We start from the raw sequence: 22938 nt of genomic DNA, 5'->3' as shown, positions 1-22938 counted from the left end.
ATACCCGTGAGATTGCGATTTTTTGGAACTTGAGTTCTGTCAGACAGAACGATATAGTCGATCGATCGTCCTCAGAAGGAAGCAGGGAGTGCCCAAGACTCAAACCGATCACGCCGGCAGCGAGCCCGATTCACCGGTCGAAGAAGCGTCCAGCGGCGTCGCCGTGCTCGATCGCGCGTTCGCGATCCTCCGTGCGTTCGGGCAGACCGACGACCGGCTGTCGCTCGCGGAGCTGTCGCGCCGCACTGGGCTGTACAAGAGCACGATCCTGCGCCTGCTCACGGCGCTCGAACATGGCGGCTTCATGCGCAAGCTCGACGACGGCCAGTACGCGATCGGACATGAGCCGCTGCGGCTCGCGGCGCTGTATCAGCGTTCGTTCCGGGTCGGCCCGGTGGTCGAGCCGCTGCTCGAGACGCTGAGCCGCGAACTCGGCGAAACGGCGTCGTTCTACGTGCGCCAGGGCGACATGCGCTCGGTGCTGTACCGGGTCGAGCCCGCCCGTGCGGTGCGCGTGTCGATTCGTGTCGGCGAGGAGTTTCCGGTGCGCCAGGGCGCGTCCGGGAAGGTGCTGCTGGCGTTTACCGACATGCAGGATGCGCAATGGCACGACGTGCGCGAACAGCTGTGGGCCGCGTCGTACGGCGAGCGCGACCCGGAGACGGCGTCGGCATCCGCGCCCGTGTTCGGGGCGGCCGGCGAGTGTGTCGGCGCGCTGACCGTATCTGGCCCGAAATCGCGGCTCGCCGACGCACCGGCCATGGCGGCGGCGCTCGCGATGCTGTTGCCGCTCGCGCAGAAGGCGACCGTCGCGCTCGGCGGCTCGGGCGCACGCTACGACGCAGCGGCCGTGCGCGACAGCCTCGCGCGGCTCGCATCGCCAGCGGACCACGGCGACGCGGCGTCATAACCGACAGCGGCGCGCGCCTGGCCACGCCACTGCGCAAAAGGCGGCTGCGTGCGACACTGGCCGCCGATGCATGCATCGCGCGCCGCCTGCGGGCGTGCCGCGCGAGCCACCGCCAACCGGACACGCTTGAGGGCCGCCACCATGAACGCCGCGCGCACCGCTACCTGGTATTTCGATTTCGTTTCGCCGTTCGCCTATCTGCAACAGGAACAATTCGACCGATTGCCGGCCGCCGCCGCGTTCGAGCCGAAGCCCATCGTGCTCGGCGCGCTGCTCGCGCACTGGGGCCAGAAAGCGCCGGCCGAGATCGCGGCGAAACGCGTCTTCACCTATCGCCACGCGCAATACCGCGCGGACAAGCTCGGCATTGCGTTCCGGATGCCGCCCGCGCACCCGTTCAATCCGATCAAGCCGCTGCGCCTCGCGATCGCGATGGGCAATTCTCCCGACGCGATCCGGCGGATCTTCCGGCATATCTGGCGTGACGGCCAGGACGTGTCGACGCCGGAAGGCTTCGCCGCGCTGTGCGAAGCGGTCGGCTTTCCGGAAGGCGTGACGGCCGTCGACGCCCAGCCGGTGAAGGACGCGCTGCGTGCGAACACCGACGATGCGATCGCGCACGGCGTATTCGGCGTGCCGACCTTCGCACTCGACGGCGACCTGTTCTGGGGCGAGGATGCGACCGACATGTTCGCCGACTGCGCGACGTCGCGCGCGTGGCTCGATTCGCCCGAGGTGCGCCGCATCAGCGCGCTGCCCGAAGGGATCCGGCGCGGCTGAAGCCGCTGCGGCCGCCCACCGCCCTCCGCTTGCGGCACATCCCGCATCGGAGGTCAGGTATCGCGCCCTTCGACGAGCCCCGGCACGGCCTCGCGCATCATCGCGGCGAACCGCACGAGCCGCGACGGATAGAACTGCGCATGCGGGTAGGTCAGGTAGACGGGCAGCGGCGCGGCCTGCCACTCGGGCGCGAGGTGCACGAGCTCGCCGCGCGCGAGGTGATCGGCCAGCATCCATGACGAGCCGACGCACGCCCCCACCCCCAGCAGCGCCGCACTGCGCAGCGCGTACAGGTTCGCGGTGGTGATGCGCGGGCGCATCGCAATGCGTCGCGTCTCGCCCGTGACCGAATGCGTGAGCGCCAGCTCCGTGCGGTAATACGTGCGCAGCGCGAGCCACGGCAGCGCGGCGAGCGCATCGGGGTCGGCCGGCACGTCGGCGCCGTTCAGCACGGACGGCGCGGCGACCACGAAGCGCGGCACCTTCGAGAGCCGGATCGCGACCACGGCCGGATCGGTCGGCTCCCCCACCTGGATCGCGCAATCGATGCCGCTGCCGACGAAATCCCGCACCTCGTCCTGCAGCAGCCACTCGACCGACACGCGCGGATAGTCGCGCAGGAACCGCGCGAGCGGCTCGACGAAACGCTCCTGGCCGAACGCGTGCGGCACCGCGACCCGCAACAGCCCGTCCGGCTCCTCTTGCGCGCCGCGCAGATCGGCCTCGAACGCCGCCCAGTTCGCCAGCAGTTCCTTCGCGCGCTTGAAGCAGCGCTCGCCGTCGACGGTCAGCCGCATCGTGTGCGTGGTCCGCTGCAGGAGCCGCATGCCGAGCGAGCGCTCGAGCGCCTGCAGCCGCCGGCTGATCGTCGGCTGCGTCGTATGCAGTTGCGCGGCCGCGGCCGACAGGCTGCCGGCCTCGACTATGCGCACGAAGGTTTCCATCAGCTCGAAACGATAGCCGGCGCCGTCCACCGGCACCGACTGAATGCGCGGAGACCCGCCAGCAGCGGGAGAGAACGGAGATTTTTCGGTCATTCGTGGAGCGTATAACAAATCTGCGCAGGGCGGCACTACCGTGGCCGGCCGCATGCCGCCACACTCGCGTCCATTCCTTCATCGCAACCAGGATGTACGCCATGTCCACCCCGTCCCGTCTCGATGCCGCGCCCCGCGCCGCTCACGCCCCGGCCCAGCCCGCCGCCCATTCGATGCCCGATCGCCGGCTCGTGCTGCTGCTCGCGGCCGCCGCCGGCCTCGCGGTCGCGCCGCTCTACTACGCGCAGCCGATGCTCGGCGCGCTCGGGCCCGATCTCGGCGCGTCGGCACGGGCAATCGGCTTCGTCCCCACGCTCACGCAACTCGGCTATGCGCTCGGCATCCTGCTGCTCGCGCCGCTCGGCGACCGTTTCGACCGGCGCCGCGTGATCGTGACCAAGGCCGCGACGCTGGTCGTCGCGCTGCTGCTCGCCGCCATCGCGCCGTCGCTCGGGCTGCTGCTCGCGGCGAGCTTCGCGATCGGCCTCGCGGCGACGATGGCGCAGGACGTCGTGCCGGCCGCCGCGACGCTCGCGCACGACGCGCATCGCGGCCGCATCGTCGGCACGGTGATGACGGGGCTGCTGCTCGGCATCCTGCTGTCGCGGGTCGTGGCCGGATTCGTCGCCGAAACGGCCGGCTGGCGCGCGATGTTCGCGCTCGCGGCCGTCAGCGTCGCCGTGATCGGCGTCGTGGCCGCGCGCGGGCTGCCGCACTTCGAGCCGACCACGCGCCTGCCGTATCGCGCACTGATCGGGTCGCTCGGCCAGTTGTGGCGCCAGCATCCGGCGCTGCGCCGCGCCGCGCTCGCGCAGGGGCTGCTGGCCGTCGGGTTCAGCGCGTTCTGGTCGACGCTCGCGGTGATGCTGCACGGCGCACCGTTCCACCTCGGCAGCGCGGCCGCGGGCGCGTTCGGGCTCGCAGGTGCGGCTGGTGCGCTGGCCGCGCCGATTGCCGGGCGCCTGGCCGACCATCACGGCCCCGAACGCGTCACGCGCATCGGCATCGGTATCGCGACGGTGTCGTTCGCGTCGATGGCCGCCGCACCGTTGATGTCGGCGCATGCCCAGCTCGTGCTGCTCGCGGTCGCGACGATCGGCTTCGACCTCGGCGTGCAGGCCACGTTGATCGCGCACCAGGCAATCGTCTACCGGATCGACCCCGCGTCGCGCAGCCGCCTCAACGCGGTGCTGTTCGTCGGCATGTTCATCGGGATGGCGGCCGGCGCCGCGATCGGCAGTTTGTTGCTCGCGCAACTAGGCTGGAATGCGGTGACCGGGCTGGCCGTCGTGACGTCGCTCGCCGCGCTCGCCGTGCGGATCTGGCGCCACTGAAATTCCGCATCGCACGCCCAAGGCGGGCAGGCCCACAGGGCTTGCCCGCCTTTTCTTTTATTTTCGATCGCCGCACGCATGACGCGGCGCAGCCCGGCCGATTCGTGCGCATTCGGCACGAAAAGCTCCCATTCCGCGCACGGTCCGCACCCGCTCGAACGAATGTCCAGTTCAACCGATTATTTTTCCGGCGGCCGTGCGCATCGATGCGAAAACGTCGGACGATTCGATGCGCCCCGCCACGTGGCGCTCGCCCATCCGGCCCCACCGCAAAGCCCCGTTTTATCAGGGGATTCCCGGTATTTTTTCGCATTTTCTTCGAAATATCGGGTGACATACTTGCCCCCCGTTGCGCTCCGGTACGAGCGCGCTTTTCGATCCTGCCGGCCGCATGTCATGCGCTGAGCGTCCGCCCGGGTCGCACAGAACATGAACGATTTCGACACCCCGATCCAGACCTTCCTCACCCACATCACGTTCGGCCCGCTGATGAATCACGCGATCCGCGTGATCGCGGGCCTGTACACGTTCAAGGGCTTCGTGCTCATTCCCGTGCTGTGCTGGCTGTGGTTCCAGCCCGGCCCGAACCGCGAGCGGCAACGCGAGCTGGTCGTCGCGACGATCGCGAGCGGGCTCGTCGCGCTCGCGTTCGGCCGGCTGCTCGCGCAGGTGCTGCCGTTCCGCGTACGGCCGATCTACAACCCCGACCTGCACCTGCACTTTCCGTCGGCGGGGCTCCGCGCGGCCACGCTGCAGGCATGGAGTTCGTTTCCGAGCGATCACGCGATGCTGTGGATGGCGATCGCCACCGGCATCTTCATCATCGCGCGCCGCGTCGGCGTGTTCGCGCTGCTGTATGCGGTCGTGTTCATCTGCGTGCCGCGCGCGTATCTCGGCTTTCACTACCCGACCGACCTGATCGCGGGCGCCGCGATCGGCATCGCGCTCGCGTGGCTGCTGACGCGCGATACGATCCGTTCGCGCTTCGCGCCGCAGGTGCTCGCGATGATCAAGCGCTTTCCCGCGCCGGCCTATACGCTCGCGTTCCTGCTGTGCTTCGAGCTGATCACGCAGTTCGACGAACTGCTGACGCTCGCGCAGTCAGCCACCCACACGATGTGACGGGGAGACGCCGCGATGCTGCCGCTGCTGACGTTCCGCCGCCCCGGCACGCGCTGCCGGCCATGCGCAGTGGCGGCGCGCCGCGCGTCGCCCGCGCCGATCAGTCGCGATCAGGCGCACCCAGCGGAAAGAACGGGCGAAACGGCCGCGCCTCGTCGACCGCGCGCGCGAACGACGGCCGCGCCAGCAGACGCCGGCGATACGCCAGCACGTTCGCGAACGACGGATCGATCCGGTGCGTCCAGTCCGCGTAGAACAGGAACGGCGCCGCGCCGCAATCGGCGAGGCTGAAGCGGTCGCCGGCCGCCCATTCGCGATCGGCCATCTTCTTGTCCAGCCACGCGTACGACGTCTCCAGCATCGCCCGCGCATCGGCCACCCCGCGCGCATCGCGCTCGGCCTCCGGCCGCAGCGCGTCGAACACGACCTTCTGCTGCGGCGTCGACACGTAGTTGTCGAAGAAACGATCCATCGTCCGCACCTCGAGCGCCGCGTGCGGATCGTCGGGCAGCAGGCGCACGGGGCCCGGATAATTCAGGCCGAGATACTCGATGATGATCGACGCCTCGATCACCGTGCGGCCGGCATCGACGAGCACCGGAAAGCGCTTCAGCGGCCACAGCGCGGCCAGCTCCTGCATCGGCTTCGGATCGTCGTGCGCGAGCACGCGATACGCGAACGGCGTGCCGTTCTCGTACAGCGCGGTCAGCACCTTCTGGCAGTAGGACGAAAAGGGATGGGCGTAGAGCGTGGGCATCATCGTGCGGTCTCTCAGGGTTTCGGCGCCGCGTGATGCGGCGCCACGTGATCGGATACCTTGACGACGAACGGCACGCGGCCGTTTCGACAGCGAGTCGGCATTTATTTTGCCGTGCGAGTGGGGGCGTTACGATCGGCCGTCCATCACGACGCGCCCTTCGGCACGCCAGCGCAGCATCCCGCCACCGAGATTCGCCACCGTGTCGAAGCCGGCCTTCAGCAGAATGACGGTCGCCTGCGCGGAGCGCCCGCCGGCCCGGCACACGGTCACGACCGGTCGGTCGCGCGCGATCTCGCCGGCGCGCGCGGCCAGTTCGCCGAGCGGAATCGGCGTCGCGCCGGGCAGGTGGCCGAGCGGGCCGGTGAATTCGTCCGGCTCGCGCACGTCGACGACCTGCACCGCCGGCAGATGATCCTCGAGCCATTGCGGATCGATTTCCCAGAAGCCGGCGAACGTATAGACGAGCGGCGCCCAGTCGGGCGCGGCCTGCACATCGGGCGCGTTCGCGGCGACGCCGCACTGCAGGTTCGCCGGCACCGCGACGTCGATCTGGCGCGGATGCGCGAGCCCGAGGTTGCGCATGTAGCCCGCGAAATCGTCTTCGCTCAGGTCGCCGCCGAGACGCGGATTGAAGCGCCGCTCCTCGCCGACGCTCGTCACCGTGAGCCCGCGATAGTCGTGCGCCGGATACAGCAGGCACGCGGCCGGCAGCGTGAAAAGCCGGCCGTGCACCGCGCGATACAGCGCGCGCGGGTCGCCCTGCTGGAAATCGGTGCGGCCCGTGCCGCGGATCAGCAGGCAATCGCCGGTGAACGCCATCGATTCGTCGTCGAGCACGAGGCTGATGCAGCCGCTCGTGTGGCCGGGCGTCGCGCGCACGGTCAGGTAGCGCGCGCCGAACGCGCAGCGGTCGCCGTCGTTCAGGTAGCGGTCGGCGCCCTGCGCGCCGCTCGCGGCCGAGATCGCGATCGTGCTGCCCGTGCGCTGCTTCAGCAGCCACGCGCCCGTCACGTGATCGGCATGCACGTGCGTGTCGACGGTCGCGACGAGCCGCAGCCCCAGCTCGTCGAGCAGCGCCGCGTCGCGGCGCACCTGCTCGAACACGGGATCGATCAGCACCGCTTCGCGCGACGCGCTGTCGGCAAGCAGGTACGTGTACGTCGACGATTGCGGGTCGAAGAGTTGCCGGAAGATCATCGCGAAGTCGCTCCGTCGCTGGTTGAAGCTTGTTCGATGCGTACCTGATGCTGTCGTCCGGCCCGCGCCGCGACTGTCGCTGTCGCGCGGGCCGCCCCGTCGTGGTCCGGCATCGCCGGCATCCGGCCGGCACGGTGCGGTCAACGCGGCTGCGCCACGTAGCGCAGGTACGGCTTCAACGTCCGGAAGCCGTCCGGGTACTTCTGCTTCGCCGCATCGTCCGATACCGACGTCGGAATGATGACATCGTCGCCGGGCTTCCAGTTCACCGGCGTCGCCACCGTATGCTTCGCGTTGAGCTGCAGCGCGTCGAGCAGGCGCAGCACCTCGTCGAAATTGCGCCCCGCGCTCATCGGATAGACAAGCATCGCCTTGACCTTCTTGTCCGGCCCGATGATGAAGACCGAGCGAACCGTCGCGTTGTCGACCGCCGTGCGCGGGCCGCCGCTCGCATTCGGATGAATCATGTCGTACAGCTTCGCGACCTTCAGCTCGTCGTCGCCAATCAGCGGATAGTTGACCGCGTGACCCTGCGTTTCGGCGATATCCGCCACCCACTTCCGGTGATCGCTGACCGGATCGATCGACAGCCCGATGATCTTCGTGTTGCGCTTGTCGAATTCCGGCTTGAGCCCGGCCATGTAGCCGAGTTCGGTCGTGCACACCGGCGTGAAATCCTTCGGATGGGAAAACAGGATCGCCCAGTGGTCGCCGATCCATTCATGAAAGCGGATCGTTCCCTCGGTGGTCTCTGCGGTGAAATCGGGCGCGTCCTCGCCTAGTCGAATCGACATGTTCGTCTCCATCAAGTGGGAATCGTCACGACGCCCGCGCCGCGGCTTGCGCGCGACGCGCGATCGTCCGCGCGCGAAGGGCCGGCATGGCACATGCCGGGCGCCGCGCGTTCATATAGCCTAGTTCAAAATGCGCGCGCCACCGGCATGCGGCGTGCGGTATGCATGCGTGCCGCGGCCGATTCCGACGATGAATGCGGTGCGGCAGAACCTCGCGCCGCCCCCGGCCGCCGGTACGCACTGACTTACACTACCGGCTGTTCTCGTCTTACGTTCACAGGAATCCCACCGACATGTCGATGACGATCGATCCGAAGCAGGCCGCCGCGCTGCTGGCCGTCGCCGACACGGGCAGCTTCGAGCAGGCCGCCGTGCGCCTGCACGTGACCGCGTCCGCCGTCACGCAGCGGGTCCGCGCGCTGGAAGCGAGCCTCGGCACGCCGCTGGTGCTGCGCACGCGGCCGTGCCGCCCGACGGTGGCCGGGCAGCGCGTGCTGCAGCACCTGCGCCGCGTCGCGCTGCTGCAGGCCGACCTGCAGAGCACGCTCGCGACCGAGCGCGAATCGCCGATCTCGGTCACGATCGCGCTCAATTCAGACAGCCTCGGCACGTGGTTTCTGCCGGCGCTGACGTCCGTGCTCGCGGGCGAGCGCATCCTCTTCGAGCTGATCGTCGAAGATCAGGACCACACGTTCGCGTTGCTCGAAAGCGGGATGGCGGTGGGCTGCGTGACGACCGAGCCGAAGCCGATGCGCGGCTGCCTCGCGACGCCGCTCGGCACGATGCGCTACCGGCTGCTCGCGGCCGCCGCGTTCGCGGTGCGCTGGTTTCCGCGCGGGCTGAACCGCACGAGCGCGCGCAAGGCGCCCGTCGTCGCGTATTCACGGCGCGATACGCTGCAGTCGTCGTTCCTGAAGGAGAAGTTCGGGTTGCCCGACGGCGCGTACCCGTGCCACTACGTGCCGGGAACCCATTCGCATTTCGCGGCGGTGCGGCACGGGCTCGGCTACGCGATGGTGCCGGAGCCGCTGATCGGCAGTGCACCGCTCGACACGCAGGGGCTCGTCGATCTCGCGCCCGCGCATCCGACCGACGTCACGCTGTACTGGCACGCGTGGACCGTGCAGTCGCCGACGATGGCGTCGTTGTCCGAGCGGGTCGTCGAAGCGGCGCGGCGGCTGCTTGCGCCGCTGCCGTAAGCACCGCCATCGCCACAGTCCGCGGTGTGCGGTATACCTGAAGGCGAGAAATCCCGCCGCGCCGCCTATACTTTTTCCATCGGCCTCGCGAACGCGCCGCGCGGCCGATCACGCCTATCCGGCCGCGCCCTTTCCCGCAAGGAGAACGTCATGTCTCGCCGCTACATCGATTGCCGCGAGTTTCCCAGCGCGACGAATTGCTCAGTCGCGATTTCCGCCGACTCCGACAACGAACTGCTGGAGGCCGCCGTGCAGCATGCGGTCCAGGTGCACCAGCACACCGACAGCGCCGAACTGCGCACGCAACTGCAAGCGCTGTTCCGCGACGGCACACCGCCCGCCGATGCACCCCGGCAAGCATGATCCGCCGGCTCGCCCGATATCGACAGACGGGTTGCCCCATCGCCCCCGTCGCCTCTCCGCCCCTGCTTCGCGCCATCGGGCCGGCGTCCCCGCCGGCCGGCGCATTCCCCCTTACGCGCGGCGTTGCGCGAAATACGCACCGACCGCGTCGATGAACGTATCGATGTCCGCGCGCGATACGTCGCAGTGCGTGACGAAGCGCGACGCGTACAGCATCTGCGTGAGAATCCCGCGTTCCTTGAGCCACGCCTCGAGCGGCGCGCAATCGGCTTCGGGGAATTGCGCGAACACCATGTTCGTCGCGTGCGACAGTACCTTCACGGTATCGATCCGCGCGAGGCCTTCGGCGAGATGCGCGGCATTCGCGTGATCGTCCGCGAGCCGCTCGACATTGTGGTCGAGCGCATACAGGCAGGCCGCCGCGAGAATGCCCGACTGCCGCATCCCGCCGCCGAGCACCTTGCGCCAGCGCTGCGCGCGCTCGATCAGCGTACGGTTGCCGACCAGCACCGAGCCGACCGGTGCGCCAAGCCCTTTCGAGAAGCAGATCGACACGCTGTCGAACGGCGCGCCCAGCTCGGCGATCGAACGCCCCGACGCGACGGCCGCGTTGCATACGCGTGCGCCGTCGAGGTGCAGCGACAACCCGCGGCTGCGCGCGAACGTGGTGGCTTCCTGCACGTAGCCTTCCGGCAAAACCTGGCCGCCGATCGTGTTTTCGAGCGCAAGCAGGCGCGTGCGGGCGAAGTGGTTGTCGAGCGGCTTGATCGCCGCGGCGATCTTCGCGAGCGGCAGCGTGCCGTCCGGCGCGTTCTCGATCGGCTGCGGCTGGATGCTGCCGAGCACGGCCGCGCCGCCGCCTTCGTACTTGTAGGTGTGCGCGAGCTGGCCGACGATGTACTCGTCGCCACGCTCGCAATGGGCCATCAGCGCGGCCAGGTTGCTCTGCGTGCCGCTCGGGAAGAACAGGCCGGCTTCCTTGCCGGCCCGCTCGGCCGTCACCGCCTGCAGGCGCAGCACGGTCGGGTCGTCACCCCATACGTCGTCGCCGGTTTCGGCGGCAGTCATCGCGGCCAGCATTGCCTGGCTCGGACGTGTCACGGTATCGCTGCGTAAATCGATCATCGCTGAGTCCTGGGTAAACGCGGACCGGAACCGATGCGTCCGGCCCTGCCGAAACGAGACTCAGAGTGTACGCAATTCATGCAGCGTGTGCGTATCGAAGGTCGCTGCGCGCACGGCTCACCTGGCGCACGTGCGCGCCATGCCGTACGACGCCGCCCGGGCCGCCGTCAGTAGCGCGGCGGCGGCGGTTGAACGCCCGCCGGCGGCATCGGCGGCGCCGCGCGCGGTGCGCCCCCATATCCGCCACCGCCATACCCGCCACCGCCACTGCCGCCGCTCATCCCGCCCGGCACCGGCACGCGGTTGCCGGTCGCGTACATGCATTGCAGGTAGCCATAGTCGTAGCGGCGCTGGATGTCGTAGGCCGAGCCTTGCGCGGCACCGGCGCCGACCACGCTGCCCGCGAGCAGTCCCGCACCCGCGCCGACGGCCGCACCCGTGCCGCCGTTGAACGCCGCGCCGGCCGCCGCACCCAGTGCGGTGCCGACGGCCGCGCTGCCGACCGCACTCGCGGTCGACGCCTGCCCGGCGCTCACGCCGCCCGATTGCTCGAACGCGTATTGGCGGCAGTTCGCATCGTCGGCGCGGAACTGGTCGAACGACTTGCCGGTGCCCGGCAGCGCCATCACGCTCGGCCCGGTCGGCATGTATGCGCACGCGCCGAGCAGGCCGGCCAGCGCCAGCGCGGCCGGCACGCGCAACGGTCGAAATACGGCTTTCATCGTCGCGCCTCCGTCACTGCGGCCGCGCCGGCACCGATCGCCAGCCCGACTTGCAGGTCTTCACATACGGGTAGTAATGCTTCGACGCGTCGCAGTAGTACCAGAGGTTCGCGTCGCCTTCGTCCTGCGGCTGGCCCTTCTCGACGTACTCGGGCGGCGGCCCCGGATCGACGGGCACGGCAACGACGGGCGGCGGGTAGTAGTAAGGCGCGGGGACGACGGGGTAGTAATACGGGTAGCCGGGGCCGATATAGACTCCGACCCGAGCGGCATGCGCCACGCCGCCCGTCGCGATCGCCACTGCGGCCACCGCGCCCAGTGCGAGCTTCAATCCATTCACGTCACGTTCTCCGGCTGGCGGTTCGTCGATGCGAACCCGACATCCCGAACGCTACGCCGCGCGCGATCCGTCATCCATTACGGGCCGGCGCGCCCATGTTGCGCGGCGTTACCCATGTGACAGACCCCATCGGCCGCGGCCCGCCGGCACGACCGCTTGCGTTACGCGATAACGCACTGAAACGGTTCGGCCGCGCGGGCGCCGTGATGCGGGGCGTCACGCGGCATTTGCATCCGCCTCGAACCGTTCCGATGACGCGACGCGCCATATTGCCGCACGTGCGTCAGACCGCCACGCCGCGGCCGCGCGCGCCGCAAGCAGTCTTCTTGATACGAATCAACGATTTACCCTGGAAATGCGCGCGACGGGCTGGACATCTGCGACGAGTTGGCGCATTTCGCGGTGCAACATCGCGGCCCATACTCCAGCCAACCCCGACGCCCATCCGCCGGGGTCCGCCGGCACCCGCCGGCGGGTATCGTCAGCCTCGGTCAACTGGTATGGACACCGCTCTTTCGGCCCTCGATCTGGCCCGCCTGCAATTCGCGTTCACCGTCTCCTTTCACATCGTCTTTCCGGCGCTGAGCATCGGCCTCGCCAGCTTCATCGCCGTGCTCGAATATCGCTGGCTGAAAACCGGCAAGCAGTACTACAAAACCCTCTGCCTGTTCTGGTCGAAGATCTTCGCGGTCGCGTTCGGGATGGGCGTCGTCTCCGGCGTCGTGATGAGCTACCAGTTCGGCACGAACTGGTCGGGCTTCTCGAGCTTCGCCGGCGCCGTCACCGGGCCGCTGCTGATGTACGAGGTCATGACCGCGTTCTTCCTCGAGGCCGGCTTCCTCGGCATCATGCTGTTCGGCTGGAACCGCGTGAGCCCGCGCGCGCACTTCGGCGCGACGCTGATGGTCGCGATCGGCACGCTGATCTCGACGTTCTGGATTCTCGCGTCGAACAGCTGGATGCAGACGCCGCAGGGCTTCGAGATCGTCGACGGCCGCGTCGTGCCGACCGACTGGTTCGCGATCATCTTCAACCCGTCGTTCCCGTACCGCCTGTTCCACATGGCGATCGCCGCGTTCATCGTCGCCGCGCTCGTGGTGGCCGCGACCGGCGCCTGGCACCTGCTGAAGGGCCGCCGCGACAAGGGCGTGAAGAAGATGTTCTCGATGGCGCTGTGGCTGCTGCTGGTACTCGCGCCGCTGCAGGCCCTGATCGGCGACCAGCACGGCATCAACACGCTGAAGCACCAGCCCGCGAAGATCGCCGCGATCGAAGGGCTGTGGGAAACGGAAAAGGGCGGTACCGCGCTCAACCTGTTCGGCATCCCTGACATGAAGGCGGAAACGACCCGCTACGCGGTGAAGGTGCCGCACCTCGGCAGCCTGATCCTCACGCACAGCTGGGACGGGGAGATCCGCGGCCTGAAGGAATTCCCGCCGGAAGATCGCCCGAATTCGACGGTCGTGTTCTGGAGCTTCCGCATCATGGTCGGCCTCGGCTTCGCGATGATCGGCCTCGCCGCGCTCGCGTGGTTCCTGCGCCGCCGCGGCCGCCTGTATGAATCGAAGTGGTTCCAGCGCTTCGCGCTCGTGATGGGCCCGACCGGCTTCGTGTCGCTGCTCGCGGGCTGGGTGACGACCGAAGCGGGCCGCCAGCCGTGGGTCGTGTATGGCGTGATGCGTACCGCGCATGCGGTATCGCCGCTGTCGGTGCAGCAGGTCAGCCTGTCGATGATGACGTTCGTGATCGTGTACTTCCTCGTGTTCGGCACCGGCGTGTACTACATGCTGAAGCTGATGAAAGCCGGCCCCGCGCTCCCCGACGTGAAGCACGACGACACCCCGGACACGCGCCCCGACCACACCGCGCGCCGCCCGATGTCGGCCGTCGACGAGCCGCTCGAGACCGTCTGAGCCCACTCTTTTTCGCATACGAGAAAACCTATGGACGTCACCGTAATCTGGGCCGCGATCATCGCATTGGGGCTCTTCATGTACGTCGTGCTCGACGGCTTCGACCTCGGCATCGGCATCGTCTTCCCGTTCTTCCCGGACGAGAAGGAACGCGACCTGATGATGAACACCGTCGCACCCGTGTGGGACGGCAACGAGACGTGGCTCGTGCTCGGCGGCGCCGGGCTGTTCGCGGTGTTTCCGGTCGTCTATTCGACCGTGCTGTCGGCGCTGTACCTGCCGCTGATCTTCATGCTGGTGTGCCTGATCTTCCGCGGCGTGTCGTTCGAGATCCGCGCGAAGGCGCGGCGCACGAAGCAGCTGTGGGATCTCGCGTTCATCGGCGGCTCGGCCGGCGCGACGTTCTTCCAGGGCATCGCGCTCGGCGCGTTCCTGCAGGGCATCAATGTGAAGGACGGCGTATTCGCGGGCGACGCCTTCGACTGGCTCACGCCGTTCAGCCTGCTGACCGGCCTCGGCCTGATCGTGACCTATGCGCTGCTCGGCTGCTGCTGGCTCGTCGCAAAGACGGAAGGCGACCTGCAGCGGCGCCTGCATCGCGTCGTGTGGCCGCTGACGGTCGTGCTGCTCGGCTTCATCGCGGTCGTCAGCCTGTGGACGCCGCTGCAGGATCCGGCCATCGCGCAGCGCTGGTTCGACTCGGGGCTGTTCTGGCGCCTGCTGCCGGTGCCGTTCCTGGTCGCCGGCTGCGCGGTGTGGATGCGCCGCGCGGTGCGCGCCCGGCACGACATGACGCCGTTCGTGCTCGCGCTGGCGCTCGTGCTGCTCGGCTACGTCGGCCTGCTCGTCACGCTGTTCCCGTATGCGATTCCCCAGACGATGACGATCTGGGAAGCCGCGGCACCGCGTTCCAGCCAGACCTTCACGCTGGTCGGCGCAGCGGTTATCCTCCCGATCATCATCGCCTACACGACGATGGGTTACTGGGTATTCCGAGGCAAGGTGCGCCATGAAGACCAGCATTACTACCACCACTGATTCCGCCGATCGCCAGCCCGATGCGCCGAAGCCGCGCATGCGCGGCTGGATGTGGTTCGTCGTCCTGTGGGCGGGCGGCGTGCTCGGCGCCGTCACGCTCGGCTATGCGTTCAAGATCTTCATGAACCTGACGCTGTTTGCGGTGAAATAGGCGAAGCGGCTGCCGGGTCGAGCGACGATCCGGGCAGCCGTTTTCTCGTCGACGGCTGCCGCTTCGGCGGGATGCACCGGGCGACGCGCCAGCATCCGCGGCCATTCTCCAGGCGACGGCAGCGCGCCCTCCATTCCCCGTTCCTTCCTTGCGCCCCCGGCACCGGCAGCTGCGTGCCGATCACCGCTCGCACGATGTCGTGCACATTGCCTTGTCCATCGCGCTGAAGAAGGTCTGGTAGTAATCAGGCTCGACGATGGTCTTCGTCCGAGTCGCCGTTGCTGTCCCATGCCGTGCGGTCGAATCGCGCACGCACGATCGCGTCGCGCGCCGCGGTCACGCGAACCGTGACGACGGCGGCCACCCGGGGCTCGATCAAATGCGCACGCCGGCCGACCTGCGCACCGCGCCACTGCTGCATTACGCGGGCTTGCCGCAGGCGTGGCAATACTGGTTCCACTAGGAGGACTCAGCCGTCACCGAGACGCTGCGCGGGCCGTTCTAGATGGCGGAACGAGACGACGCAGAAAGGCGGCAGCGATCCAGTCTGTTCGATGCGAAAGCAATACACCACCGATGGCGCAAACGGATGCGCGGCCCGTTCCGACTATGGATTCTGCCTCACCACGCCCAGCTTCAATCCCAGCATGCCGAAGATGCTGTTCATCGTCTGCACCGTCCCGTCGCTGCGCCCCTGTTCGATATCCTGAATGGTTTTCGTCGAAACGCCCGCGAGCTTGGCCATTTCCGCACTCGTCAGCCGCATTGTCTTTTTCAGATGGCGCACCGATTCGCGCAACGACCATTCGGGATGCGCGAGCACTTCCTCGATCGCTTGCCGCCGAAGCGAAAGTTGTTCGGGGAGCGGCAGCGCGTTATAGCGTTTGTCCATGGTGTGGCCTCCGCCTAGCGCACGGCATCCATTTCGCGAGCCAGCCGTTCAAGCCCAGGCTTCAGAAAAGCATGCACATCGTGCTCCAGCCCGAGATCGACGCCATGATCGGCGATCTCCCGCAAACCCGGCGACATCGCGCTCAGCCTTGCCCGCAGCGCATCGCGGTCCAACACGACATGTGCCTCAGCCGTTTGTGGCACACTGCTCCGAACGACTGCGTCGAGCACTCGCCCCCAGTCCGGCTGACCACCGTCATTGCCTTCCCAGCGGATGCGTCGCGCAATGCCGTCGGGGTGCAGATACATCGGCGCGAAGTCATAGAGCGGCGTCAAGGCGATACGCCCTTCGAAGTCGCGTTGCAGCGCGGTGTTTCTCGCATGATTGTCCTTGTTGCCCAACGCGAGATTCGCGACATCCCGGCACAGATACTCAGCCACCTCGGCCTGCGGATCCGTGCATTGACGCACAAGATGCCAGCACACCTCATCGTGACTCGGCGCGACGCCAAAGCCCGCCTTGCCCGTCAACGAAGCGATGCTTTCCTGGGCGAACCGGACCACACGCCCGTCGACACGCGCCCGATCAAAACGCCGAATGAACAGCGATCGATCGCGCAATTCCAGTGGCGCATGCACGCGCAAACCGAGACGCTGGGCCAATGCCATGTAGGGCGCCTCGTGGCGCAGGATCTGCGCAAGGCTCGCGTTCGCACCGCGCCCGAACTTGACGATGTAGTGCTCGATCGCGCGCTCGTCCGGCAGCGTGTGGTCGAGATAGAGCAAGCCGTCGTCGGCACGAGTCATTAGCAGCTTCGGCCACTCACCCTGTACACCCGAGGAGCCCGCAACGAAGAAGCCATGCGCGGCGAGATATTCGCTGAATGCGTCGCCTCGCGCGACGACCTCCTCGTCGGTAAAGCCCTGCTGCGGCCCCTGACGTTCGGCCAGCCAGTCCACCGCCTCCTTGATTCGCAGATTCCCGATCGAATTGGCAGCGCCCGCCAGCAGCAATGGCCAGTCGGCGCGCTCCTCGACAGTTTCCGGCAAGCCGAGACGGCGTAGCAACTCCGCGCGGCCGAACCCTTGCGGTAACAGATCGATCAGGAAAACAGGCCAATGCGGCGTGTCCAGCGGCTCGAGGCCAACCGAAAACCGGCACGTCATGGCGTGCGCATCGCGAGCGAGCTGATACCGAACGGCCCACTCGACGTCGTAACCCGTATAGGCACGGGCACGCCAGCCTTCGTCGGGCGTACCGAACAGAGTGACGACGCCGATGTCATGCCAGGCATCGTCGGCGTGGAGCTGAATTGTGCAGGAGGCGGTCATTTCGGCAAAAATCTATACAAATTATCTGAACCTGTACAGATAAAGTATATATTTTTCTACCGAAATAGAAACTATTGCTGTTGGCTAACCGAAACGCAGCGACCGGGAGAGTCACCTCCGCGCGTTCACTTTTGCCCCCGCAGCGCCACCTCGATCTTCCGATCGGTCTTGTACTGGCTCAGCGCATACACCGACCAGATCGCGGCCGGCAGCCAGCCGATGATCGTGATTTGCAGGATCAGGCAGATGATCCCGGCGATCGGGCGGCCGATCGTGAAGAACTGGAACCACGGCAACAGCAGGGCAAGCAAAAGGCGCATCGGGAATCCTCCGGGGGCGTCGTTGAAAGTTCAAGCGCAGACAATATGACGGGCCGCGCGCCTCATTTCAAGTTCGAACCGGCATTCGCCCCGCCGACGCAGCCGGCGATCGGCACGCGCGCCATACGGCCTAAGCCGAATCGGCCAGCCACCGCGCGACCCGCGCCACGAGCGGATCCGCTTCGTCGAAGCATTCGGCGCCCGCCACGCGCGGCGCGTCGCAAATCGCGAACACCGGCTTGCCCCACTGCAACCCGAGCGCGATCTCGGACAGCGTGCCGAGCCCGCCGCCGACTGCGATCAGGCACAGCGACGCCCGCGCGACCAGCGCGTTGCGCGTGATGCCGAGCCCGGTCGGCAGCGCGACGCTCAGGTACGGATTCGCGAGCGTCGCATCGTCCTCCGGCAGCAGCCCGATCGCGCACCCGCCGGCCGCATGCACGCCGCGCGCGGCCGCCTCCATCACGCCCTGCTTGCCCCCGCCGACGATGGCGACACCCGCCGCCGCGAGCGCGTGCGCGATCCGCTGCGCGACCCGCATCTGTTCGTCGGTCGCCTCGCGCGGACCGATCACGCCGACCGGCATGCGATGCCGCCGCGCGCCGCGCTGCCGTTGCGCGAGTTGCGCCAGCGCGTCGGACGCCGCTTCCGACCACTCATCCATGACGTCGTTGCCGTACAAGGCCTTCCCCCAATGCAAGAACGCAGGTGCAGATCGCCGTCAGCACGATCGACAGCACCGCCGCCTGCGAGAAATCGGTTTGCCCGTCCGACAGCTTCAGATACATCAGCAGCGGCAGGATGTTGATCTGCGTGCCGGCCAGCGCGAGCGCCGTGCCGTAGGTGCCGAGCGCGATCGCCGTGACGAGGCACCACGCGGACGCGACCGACGGCCACAGTTCGCGCCACGCGACGTCGAGCCACGCACGCCACGGGCGCGCGCCGAGCGTCAGTGCCGCCTCGAGCGGGCGCCGGTCGAGATTCGCGAGCGCCGGGTAGATCATCAGCGCGACCCGCGGGATCAGGTAGTACGCATACGCGACCGCCAGCCCCGGCATCGTGTAGATCGCGCCGCCGAGCACGGTCGGGTCAGCGCCCAGCGACGCCGCGAGCGTGGTGACGAAGCCGGCGCGGCCGAACGCGAGGATGAAGCCGTACGCGATCACCAGCCCGGAGAACGCGAGCGGCACGCCGAGCAGCGCGAGCGTCCAGTGGCGGCGGGCGGGCGACTGCCCCGCCAGCGCGAATGCGACCGGCACGCCGATGCCGACCGACAGCGTGCCGGCACCCACCGCCAGCGCCAGCGAATGTGCGATCGCATCGGCGACGAGCGGATCGCGCAGCACCGCACCGAACGCACGGCCGCCATCCGTGAAGGCCGAGCCGACGAGCGCGGCGAGCGGCAGCGCGAAGCACACCGCCAGCAATACCGCCGCCAGCACCGCGCCGAAGCGGCGCAGCGCGCCGCGTTCCGCCAGGGAGGTCTGCATCGTGTGCCCCTTACTGGCCGAGCGTCGCCTGCGACCAGAGCTGGTCGACCTCGGCCTTGCGCGCGGCCGCCTTCGCCACGTCGAGCGGACGCACCTGCGGCGCCTTCGGCAGCTTCGCCGCGACATCCGGCGCGACCGGCGTGCCGGGTACGGCCGGCCGCACGAAGCCCTGCGCGAACAGCGCCTGACCGGCGTCGCTCATCACCAGGTTGAGCCACAGCTGCGCGGCGGACGGGTTCGGGCCGTTCTTCACGAGGCTCATCGCATACGGTGCCGATACGCTGCCGTCCTGCGGAATCACGACGTCGGCCGCGTCACCCATGCCGTCGACGTACTTCGCCTTCAGGCCGTCGTTCTCGTAGCCGATCAGGATCGGAATCTCGCCCTTCACGAACTTCGCATAAGGCGTCGTGCCTTCGACGCGCAGCACGTTGCCCGCGCGCTTCAGCTTGCCGAAGAATTCCGTGCCGGGTTTCGGGTTCTCGACGCTGCCGCCGTTCGCATACGCGGCCGCGAACACGGCGACCTGCCCTTGCCCGGTCGAACGTGGGTCGAGATAGACGACCGCGTTGCGATACTCCGGCTTCAGCAGGTCGGACCAGCGCTGCGGCACGTTCTTCACGAGCTTGCGGTTGACGAGGAACGCGATGTTCAGCGAGTGCACCGCGAACCAGCGGCCGTCCGCCGAGCGAAACACGTCCGGCAGCTTGTCGAAGTTGACCGGCCTGAACGGCGCGACGACATCCTTGCTTTCGGCGTCGAGCGCCGACGCGGCGAAGTAGTACGCGGTATCGGCCTGCGGACGGCGGCGCGACTTGTCGAGCGACACCACGGTCGCGGCCGAGCCGATGTCGTTGTAGGTGATCTCGACCTTCGGATAGCGCTTGCGGAACTCGGCGAACAGCGCCTTCCAGTTGGCCCATTCGGGGCCCGTGTCGAACGAGACGACGAGCCCTTCGTCGGCGGCCTTCGCATACAGCGCGTCCTCGCCCGGATACAGCGGCGCGGCGTGCGCCGGCGCGGCAGCCAGCGCCGCGAACGCGCAGAGCGCCAGCACGCCGGCGCGTAGGGTCTTCACAAGAGGGTGGCCTGCAAGCATCGGGGATCTCCGTTGAATGAAAGGGGTCATTGCGCGGCCGGCGCGGCCGGCAGCACGAGCAGATGGCGCGGGTCGATCGCGATCCGCCGGGTGGCCGGCACGCGGCCTTCGCACAGCAGCGGGTCGGCCGAGCCGGCGGGAAGGAAGTCGTAGCGTTGCGTCGCGCCGAAGTAGCGCACGTCGCCCGGCGCGCCGTCGATGCAGTTCACGCCGTGCGCCGGCGGATCGGCCTCCACGTGCTCGGGCCGCACCAGCACCTCGACCTCGGCGCCCGGCCGGTGCGCGCCGGTCTCGACGCGCAGCGTCGCGAACCGCACGTCGACCGTATCGTGCGCGGTCACGCGGCCGCGCAGCAGCGTCGAATGGCCGACGAAGCGCGCGACCTGCGCGGACGCGGGCCGCTCGTACAGGTCGCGCGGCGTGCCCACCTGCAGCACGCGCCCGCCGTCGACGATCGCGACGCGGTCGGCCATGCTCAGCGCCTCGTCCTGGTCGTGTGTGACGAGCAGCGTCGTCGCGCCGCACGCGCGCTGCAGCGCGCGAATCTCGTCGCGCAGCTGATGGCGGATGCCGGCGTCGAGCGCGGCCAGCGGCTCGTCGAGCAGCAGCAGCTTCGGCTCGATCACGAGCGCACGCGCCAGCGCGACGCGCTGCTGCTGCCCGCCGGACAGCATCGCGATGCCGCGCTCCGCCTGCGCCGCCAGGCCGACCCGCTCGAGCATGTCGCGCGCGCGACGCCGCCGCGCGTCCACCGCGACGCCGCGCATTTTCAGCCCGTACGCGACGTTGTCCGCCACCGACAGGTTAGGGAACAGCGCGTAGTGCTGGAACACCATGCCGACCTCGCGCCGCCACACCGGCACGCCGGCCATGTCGGCGCCGCCGATCGCGATGCGGCCGCTGCCGCCGTCGAGCAGGCCGGCCGCGAGCCGCAGCAGCGTGGACTTGCCGGACCCGCTGCGCCCCATCACCGCGAGCAGCTCGCCTTGCGCGGCGGACAGCGTGACGTCGTCGACGCCGTGTCGCGCGCCGGGATACTGGAAACTGACGTGTTCGAACTCGAGACTCATGACGGACTCACTTCATACGTTGCACGGTGCCGACCGATACGAGCGTCGCGAGCACGGCGAGGACGAGCAGCACGACGGTCGCCGCGCAGGCCATCCCCGACGCGCCGTAGAACGCCTGCAGCAGCACGATCGGATAGTTGCGATAGCGAAAGCCGGCGATCAGGTTCGAGATCTGGAATTCGCCGATCGACAGCGCGGCCACCATCACGAGCCCCGAAAACAGGCTATGCCGCAGGTTCGGCAGCACGATCGTGGAGAACTGGCGCAGCGGCGTCGCGCCGAGCGTCGCCGCGCAGGCCTCGAGGCGCGCGAGCCCGAGGTGGCGCAGATCGCTGAGCAGCGTCTGCAGCAGGTACGGCAGCGTCAGCACCGCGTGGGCCCCGATCATCAGCGGCAGCGTGCCGTGCCATGGCAGCGTGTCGCCGCTGAAGATCGCGATATAGCCGAAGCCGAGCGTCAGCGCGGGCACGGCCACCGGCATCAGCATCACGATGCGCGTCGCCATGCCGCGCCCGGCCTGCGCACGGTGATGCAGCGCATACGCGAGCGGCAGGCCGACCGCGGCGTTCAGCGCACAGCACGCCAGCGCCACCGTCAGGCTCACGCCGAATGCGCGGGTGAAGCTGCGATTTCCGGCGAGATCGGCGAACCAGTGCCAGGTGAAGCCGGTCGGCAGCAGCGTGTTGGTCCACGACTGGCCCACCGAGCCGATCAGCAGCAGCGCGATCGGCAGCAACAGGTAGAGCCCGAACACCGCGACGAGCGCGTGCAGCAGGAAGCGTCCGGCACGCGGGCGCACCGGCCTGTTACGCGAAATCGGAACACCATCGGCCAGGGCCGGGGCGGTAGACGCAGGCATGAAAACACTCGCGGACAAGAGACGAAGACACCGCGCAACGCCCGCCGGGCGGGGCTGTCACGCGTTTTCTGGATGCCCGCAGTGTGCGGATCCGACATGGCATCGTCATGAAAAAAACGTACAAAGCCCGCATCGATCTGTGCGCCGAAGGAATAGTCACGATGAAGCACCTGTATCCGAACGTCTCGGAACTGCATGCATTCACCTGTTCTGCGAAGTATCTGAACTTCTCGTACGCGGCCCGCGAACTGGGCCTGACGCCCAGCGCGGTCAGCCGGCAGATCGCGAATCTCGAGGCGCTGTTCGGCGTGAAGCTGTTCGTGCGCGAGGGGCGCAGCCTCGCGCTCACGCGTGCCGGACAGGTGTACCACGCACGCGTCGCCGGCCCGCTGCGCGAGATCGGCAACGCGTCGATCGAACTGCTGAGCGCGCGCGAAAACGGCGACCTGCTGACGATCGCCAGCGTGCCGACGTTTACGACCAAGTGGCTCGTACCGCGGCTCTCGCGTTTCCTGGCTGTCGCGCCCGGCGTCACGCTGAGCTTTCGCCGCCATCTCGCGCACGGCGACATCTTTCCGTTCGGGCTCGACGCGGCGATCCGCTACGGCGACGGGGCATGGGAAGGGGTGCGAAGCGATTACCTGGACGGGCGAACCTTCGTGCCGGTCTGTACGCGCGAATTCGGCGAGCGGCACGCGTTGCGCACGCCCGCCGACGCCGTCACGGCGCCGCGCCTCGTGCACGAGCAGGCGGAAATCGCGTGGTCCGCGTGGGCGGAACGCCATCGCGCGACGCAGATGAATGCGCTCGCCGGGCCGCGCTTCGAACAGTATTCGGTGCTGATCCAGGCCGCGCAGGCGGGACTCGGGCTCGCGCTCGTGCCGCGTTTCCTGATCGCGGACAATCTCGCGGCCGGCACGCTCGTCGAACCGTTCGATGCGCCCGTCGAGGTCGACGCGCAGGGGCACTACCTGTGCTACGCGCCGGAGCGCCTCGAGACGAGCGAAGCGTTGCGGCACTTCAGGGCATGGATGCTGGACGAATGCGCGCCGGCGTAAGCCGGCCTGCATGCGTCACGCGGCGGGACGCGCT

General features: G+C 68.4%; 26 protein-coding genes. 11 read left to right on the top strand and 15 right to left on the bottom strand.

What is annotated here, in order from left to right:
- The first annotated feature begins 88 nt into the window (after nt 1–88).
- Together CFB43_RS18585 and CFB43_RS18580 are read left to right on the top strand one after the other, a co-directional pair.
- Nucleotides 89–910 (top strand): IclR family transcriptional regulator, encoded by an 822-nt coding sequence (locus CFB43_RS18585; RefSeq protein ID WP_089496059.1) that lies wholly within the window; start codon nt 89–91, stop codon nt 908–910.
- Nucleotides 911–1051: 141 nt separating this feature from the next.
- On the top strand, nt 1052–1690 hold the full coding sequence (locus CFB43_RS18580) for a 2-hydroxychromene-2-carboxylate isomerase (RefSeq protein ID WP_089496058.1): 639 nt from the start codon (nt 1052–1054) through the stop codon (nt 1688–1690).
- A 53-nt stretch (nt 1691–1743) separates the two neighbouring features.
- Here CFB43_RS18580 and CFB43_RS18575 read toward each other — a convergent pair whose 3' ends face one another.
- The gene (locus tag CFB43_RS18575; protein ID WP_089496057.1) at nt 1744–2727 is read right to left on the bottom strand and encodes a LysR family transcriptional regulator; all 984 of its coding nucleotides are present in this window, start codon (nt 2725–2727) and stop codon (nt 1744–1746) included.
- Nucleotides 2728–2828: 101 nt separating this feature from the next.
- Here CFB43_RS18575 and CFB43_RS18570 point away from each other — a divergent pair, with 101 nt between their 5' ends.
- Both CFB43_RS18570 and CFB43_RS18565 read left to right on the top strand, forming a co-directional pair.
- Complete coding sequence (locus CFB43_RS18570) at nt 2829–4061, top strand: MFS transporter (RefSeq protein ID WP_089496056.1); 1233 nt, start codon at nt 2829–2831, stop codon at nt 4059–4061.
- 429 nt (nt 4062–4490) lie between these two features.
- The gene (locus tag CFB43_RS18565) at nt 4491–5183 is read left to right on the top strand and encodes a phosphatase PAP2 family protein (RefSeq protein ID WP_089496055.1); all 693 of its coding nucleotides are present in this window, start codon (nt 4491–4493) and stop codon (nt 5181–5183) included.
- A gap of 100 nt (nt 5184–5283) precedes the next feature.
- On the opposite strand, the gene CFB43_RS18560 is transcribed toward CFB43_RS18565, so the two are convergent.
- From CFB43_RS18560 to CFB43_RS18550, 3 genes are all read right to left on the bottom strand, one after another.
- Nucleotides 5284–5943 carry a glutathione S-transferase family protein gene (locus tag CFB43_RS18560; protein ID WP_089496054.1) on the bottom strand — a complete coding sequence of 220 codons (660 nt, stop codon included), beginning with the start codon at nt 5941–5943 and terminating at the stop codon, nt 5284–5286.
- Between the two features lie 126 nt (nt 5944–6069).
- Complete coding sequence (locus CFB43_RS18555; protein ID WP_089428891.1) at nt 6070–7140, bottom strand: MBL fold metallo-hydrolase; 1071 nt, start codon at nt 7138–7140, stop codon at nt 6070–6072.
- Between the two features lie 140 nt (nt 7141–7280).
- On the bottom strand, nt 7281–7934 hold the full coding sequence (locus CFB43_RS18550) for a peroxiredoxin (RefSeq protein WP_089459289.1): 654 nt from the start codon (nt 7932–7934) through the stop codon (nt 7281–7283).
- 293 nt (nt 7935–8227) lie between these two features.
- Between CFB43_RS18550 and CFB43_RS18545 the strand changes: the two genes are divergently transcribed.
- Both CFB43_RS18545 and CFB43_RS18540 read left to right on the top strand, forming a co-directional pair.
- Complete coding sequence (locus CFB43_RS18545) at nt 8228–9133, top strand: HTH-type transcriptional regulator ArgP (RefSeq protein WP_089433450.1); 906 nt, start codon at nt 8228–8230, stop codon at nt 9131–9133.
- Nucleotides 9134–9283: 150 nt separating this feature from the next.
- Nucleotides 9284–9496, top strand: coding sequence for a DUF1059 domain-containing protein (locus CFB43_RS18540; protein WP_089496053.1), 213 nt, complete (start codon nt 9284–9286; stop codon nt 9494–9496).
- Nucleotides 9497–9607: 111 nt separating this feature from the next.
- Here CFB43_RS18540 and ltaE read toward each other — a convergent pair whose 3' ends face one another.
- The 3 genes from ltaE to CFB43_RS18525 form a co-directional block, all read right to left on the bottom strand.
- Nucleotides 9608–10621 carry a low-specificity L-threonine aldolase gene (gene ltaE, locus CFB43_RS18535; RefSeq protein ID WP_089496052.1) on the bottom strand — a complete coding sequence of 338 codons (1014 nt, stop codon included), beginning with the start codon at nt 10619–10621 and terminating at the stop codon, nt 9608–9610.
- A 167-nt stretch (nt 10622–10788) separates the two neighbouring features.
- Nucleotides 10789–11343, bottom strand: a complete 555-nt coding sequence (locus CFB43_RS18530) for a YMGG-like glycine zipper-containing protein (protein WP_089496051.1) — start codon at nt 11341–11343, stop codon at nt 10789–10791.
- Nucleotides 11344–11356: 13 nt separating this feature from the next.
- On the bottom strand, nt 11357–11683 hold the full coding sequence (locus tag CFB43_RS18525) for a hypothetical protein (RefSeq protein ID WP_039364383.1): 327 nt from the start codon (nt 11681–11683) through the stop codon (nt 11357–11359).
- 500 nt (nt 11684–12183) lie between these two features.
- Between CFB43_RS18525 and CFB43_RS18520 the strand changes: the two genes are divergently transcribed.
- From CFB43_RS18520 to CFB43_RS37790, 4 genes are all read left to right on the top strand, one after another.
- Nucleotides 12184–13596: a cytochrome ubiquinol oxidase subunit I gene (locus CFB43_RS18520; RefSeq protein ID WP_089496050.1), complete on the top strand. Its 1413-nt coding sequence runs from the start codon at nt 12184–12186 to the stop codon at nt 13594–13596.
- 30 nt (nt 13597–13626) lie between these two features.
- Entirely contained in the window at nt 13627–14634 is a 1008-nt protein-coding gene (gene cydB, locus CFB43_RS18515; RefSeq protein WP_039364378.1) for a cytochrome d ubiquinol oxidase subunit II, read from the top strand.
- Nucleotides 14606–14785 (top strand): hypothetical protein, encoded by a 180-nt coding sequence (locus CFB43_RS18510; RefSeq protein ID WP_089496049.1) that lies wholly within the window; start codon nt 14606–14608, stop codon nt 14783–14785. Before cydB ends, CFB43_RS18510 begins: the two co-directional genes overlap by 29 nt.
- A gap of 256 nt (nt 14786–15041) precedes the next feature.
- A complete protein-coding gene (locus tag CFB43_RS37790) occupies nt 15042–15248 on the top strand; it encodes a hypothetical protein (protein WP_144023071.1) in 207 nt (68 codons plus the stop codon).
- 144 nt (nt 15249–15392) lie between these two features.
- On the opposite strand, the gene CFB43_RS18505 is transcribed toward CFB43_RS37790, so the two are convergent.
- The 8 genes from CFB43_RS18505 to CFB43_RS18470 form a co-directional block, all read right to left on the bottom strand.
- A complete protein-coding gene (locus CFB43_RS18505; RefSeq protein WP_089496048.1) occupies nt 15393–15677 on the bottom strand; it encodes a helix-turn-helix domain-containing protein in 285 nt (94 codons plus the stop codon).
- A 14-nt stretch (nt 15678–15691) separates the two neighbouring features.
- Complete coding sequence (locus CFB43_RS18500) at nt 15692–17008, bottom strand: type II toxin-antitoxin system HipA family toxin (RefSeq protein ID WP_089496047.1); 1317 nt, start codon at nt 17006–17008, stop codon at nt 15692–15694.
- A gap of 125 nt (nt 17009–17133) precedes the next feature.
- On the bottom strand, nt 17134–17328 hold the full coding sequence (locus CFB43_RS18495) for a YqaE/Pmp3 family membrane protein (protein WP_089496046.1): 195 nt from the start codon (nt 17326–17328) through the stop codon (nt 17134–17136).
- Nucleotides 17329–17458: 130 nt separating this feature from the next.
- Nucleotides 17459–17992, bottom strand: coding sequence for a TIGR00725 family protein (locus CFB43_RS18490; protein ID WP_089496045.1), 534 nt, complete (start codon nt 17990–17992; stop codon nt 17459–17461).
- Nucleotides 17985–18818 carry an ABC transporter permease gene (locus tag CFB43_RS18485; RefSeq protein WP_089496044.1) on the bottom strand — a complete coding sequence of 278 codons (834 nt, stop codon included), beginning with the start codon at nt 18816–18818 and terminating at the stop codon, nt 17985–17987. The genes CFB43_RS18490 and CFB43_RS18485 overlap by 8 nt, the downstream gene beginning before the upstream one ends.
- 10 nt (nt 18819–18828) lie before the next feature.
- Nucleotides 18829–19917: an extracellular solute-binding protein gene (locus tag CFB43_RS18480; protein ID WP_089496043.1), complete on the bottom strand. Its 1089-nt coding sequence runs from the start codon at nt 19915–19917 to the stop codon at nt 18829–18831.
- A gap of 26 nt (nt 19918–19943) precedes the next feature.
- Entirely contained in the window at nt 19944–20987 is a 1044-nt protein-coding gene (locus CFB43_RS18475; RefSeq protein WP_089496042.1) for an ABC transporter ATP-binding protein, read from the bottom strand.
- A 7-nt stretch (nt 20988–20994) separates the two neighbouring features.
- Nucleotides 20995–21846 (bottom strand): ABC transporter permease, encoded by an 852-nt coding sequence (locus CFB43_RS18470; protein WP_089496041.1) that lies wholly within the window; start codon nt 21844–21846, stop codon nt 20995–20997.
- 161 nt (nt 21847–22007) lie between these two features.
- On the opposite strand from CFB43_RS18470, the gene CFB43_RS18465 reads away from it, so the two are divergent.
- Nucleotides 22008–22904 (top strand): LysR substrate-binding domain-containing protein, encoded by an 897-nt coding sequence (locus CFB43_RS18465; protein WP_089496040.1) that lies wholly within the window; start codon nt 22008–22010, stop codon nt 22902–22904.
- The last annotated feature ends 34 nt before the right edge of the window (nt 22905–22938 follow it).

Origin of the sequence: Burkholderia sp. AU15512 (assembly GCF_002223325.1) — a bacterium.
Taxonomy (GTDB): Bacteria; Pseudomonadota; Gammaproteobacteria; order Burkholderiales; family Burkholderiaceae; genus Burkholderia.
Note: the sequence above shows the minus strand (reverse complement) of the source record. Positions and strands in the feature narration are given on the sequence as shown.

What these genes read in the sequence shown, in the direction of transcription:
- CFB43_RS18580 (WP_089496058.1), top strand. Translation starts at nt 1,052, where the DNA reads ATGAACGCCGCGCGCACCGCTACCTGGTATTTCGATTTCGTTTCGCCG.
- CFB43_RS18575 (WP_089496057.1), bottom strand. Translation starts at nt 2,727, where the DNA reads ATGACCGAAAAATCTCCGTTCTCTCCCGCTGCTGGCGGGTCTCCGCGC.
- CFB43_RS18570 (WP_089496056.1), top strand. Translation starts at nt 2,829, where the DNA reads ATGTCCACCCCGTCCCGTCTCGATGCCGCGCCCCGCGCCGCTCACGCC.
- CFB43_RS18565 (WP_089496055.1), top strand. Translation starts at nt 4,491, where the DNA reads ATGAACGATTTCGACACCCCGATCCAGACCTTCCTCACCCACATCACG.
- CFB43_RS18560 (WP_089496054.1), bottom strand. Translation starts at nt 5,943, where the DNA reads ATGATGCCCACGCTCTACGCCCATCCCTTTTCGTCCTACTGCCAGAAG.
- CFB43_RS18555 (WP_089428891.1), bottom strand. Translation starts at nt 7,140, where the DNA reads ATGATCTTCCGGCAACTCTTCGACCCGCAATCGTCGACGTACACGTAC.
- CFB43_RS18550 (WP_089459289.1), bottom strand. Translation starts at nt 7,934, where the DNA reads ATGTCGATTCGACTAGGCGAGGACGCGCCCGATTTCACCGCAGAGACC.
- CFB43_RS18545 (WP_089433450.1), top strand. Translation starts at nt 8,228, where the DNA reads ATGTCGATGACGATCGATCCGAAGCAGGCCGCCGCGCTGCTGGCCGTC.
- CFB43_RS18540 (WP_089496053.1), top strand. Translation starts at nt 9,284, where the DNA reads ATGTCTCGCCGCTACATCGATTGCCGCGAGTTTCCCAGCGCGACGAAT.
- ltaE (WP_089496052.1), bottom strand. Translation starts at nt 10,621, where the DNA reads ATGATCGATTTACGCAGCGATACCGTGACACGTCCGAGCCAGGCAATG.
- CFB43_RS18530 (WP_089496051.1), bottom strand. Translation starts at nt 11,343, where the DNA reads ATGAAAGCCGTATTTCGACCGTTGCGCGTGCCGGCCGCGCTGGCGCTG.
- CFB43_RS18520 (WP_089496050.1), top strand. Translation starts at nt 12,184, where the DNA reads ATGGACACCGCTCTTTCGGCCCTCGATCTGGCCCGCCTGCAATTCGCG.
- cydB (WP_039364378.1), top strand. Translation starts at nt 13,627, where the DNA reads ATGGACGTCACCGTAATCTGGGCCGCGATCATCGCATTGGGGCTCTTC.
- CFB43_RS18510 (WP_089496049.1), top strand. Translation starts at nt 14,606, where the DNA reads ATGAAGACCAGCATTACTACCACCACTGATTCCGCCGATCGCCAGCCC.
- CFB43_RS37790 (WP_144023071.1), top strand. Translation starts at nt 15,042, where the DNA reads ATGGTCTTCGTCCGAGTCGCCGTTGCTGTCCCATGCCGTGCGGTCGAA.
- CFB43_RS18505 (WP_089496048.1), bottom strand. Translation starts at nt 15,677, where the DNA reads ATGGACAAACGCTATAACGCGCTGCCGCTCCCCGAACAACTTTCGCTT.
- CFB43_RS18500 (WP_089496047.1), bottom strand. Translation starts at nt 17,008, where the DNA reads ATGACCGCCTCCTGCACAATTCAGCTCCACGCCGACGATGCCTGGCAT.
- CFB43_RS18495 (WP_089496046.1), bottom strand. Translation starts at nt 17,328, where the DNA reads ATGCGCCTTTTGCTTGCCCTGCTGTTGCCGTGGTTCCAGTTCTTCACG.
- CFB43_RS18490 (WP_089496045.1), bottom strand. Translation starts at nt 17,992, where the DNA reads ATGGATGAGTGGTCGGAAGCGGCGTCCGACGCGCTGGCGCAACTCGCG.
- CFB43_RS18485 (WP_089496044.1), bottom strand. Translation starts at nt 18,818, where the DNA reads ATGCAGACCTCCCTGGCGGAACGCGGCGCGCTGCGCCGCTTCGGCGCG.
- CFB43_RS18480 (WP_089496043.1), bottom strand. Translation starts at nt 19,917, where the DNA reads ATGCTTGCAGGCCACCCTCTTGTGAAGACCCTACGCGCCGGCGTGCTG.
- CFB43_RS18475 (WP_089496042.1), bottom strand. Translation starts at nt 20,987, where the DNA reads ATGAGTCTCGAGTTCGAACACGTCAGTTTCCAGTATCCCGGCGCGCGA.
- CFB43_RS18470 (WP_089496041.1), bottom strand. Translation starts at nt 21,846, where the DNA reads ATGCCTGCGTCTACCGCCCCGGCCCTGGCCGATGGTGTTCCGATTTCG.
- CFB43_RS18465 (WP_089496040.1), top strand. Translation starts at nt 22,008, where the DNA reads ATGAAGCACCTGTATCCGAACGTCTCGGAACTGCATGCATTCACCTGT.